The organism is Streptomyces recifensis (genome assembly GCF_002154615.1).
Taxonomy (GTDB): domain Bacteria; phylum Actinomycetota; class Actinomycetes; order Streptomycetales; family Streptomycetaceae; genus Streptomyces; species Streptomyces griseoluteus.
Window position 1 is genome coordinate 1 of sequence record NZ_MUNH01000281.1, and the last position, 525, is coordinate 525.

General features: G+C 71.2%; 1 protein-coding gene. It reads left to right on the forward strand.

What is annotated here, in order from left to right:
- Positions 1-525, forward strand: a 525-nt coding sequence (locus CCN33_RS16520) for a potassium-transporting ATPase subunit KdpA (RefSeq protein ID WP_208621778.1), incomplete at both ends; no start/stop codon positions are given.

Consider the following 525-nt stretch of genomic DNA (forward strand, 5'->3'; position numbering starts at 1 on the left):
GGGCGTGCTCCAGCTCCTCGCCCTCATCGGCGCGCTGGCCCTCGTCCACGCGCCCGCCGGCGGCTACATGGCCACGGTGTACTCCTCGCGCCGTCATCTGCGTGTCGAGCGCTGGATCTACCGGGCCGTCGGCGCCGACCCCGACACCGAGATGCGCTGGCCGGCTTATCTGCGCGGGGTGCTCGCCTTCTCCGTCGCCGGTGTCCTCTTCCTCTACCTGCTCCAGCGGCTCCAGGGGGTGCTGCCCGGTTCACTGGGCTTCTCCCCGGTGAACCCGGCGCAGTCCTTCAACACCGCCGTCTCCTTCGTCACCAACACCAACTGGCAGTCGTACTACGGCGAACAGACCATGGGCCATGTCGTGCAGACGGCGGGGCTCGCGGTGCAGAACTTCGTGTCCGCCGCCGTGGGCATGGCCGTCGCGGTCGCCCTGGTCCGCGGCTTCGCCCGGTCCCGCTCCGGCGAACTGGGCAACTTCTGGGCCGACCTGGTGCGCGGCACGCTGCGCGTCCTGGTCCCGGCGGC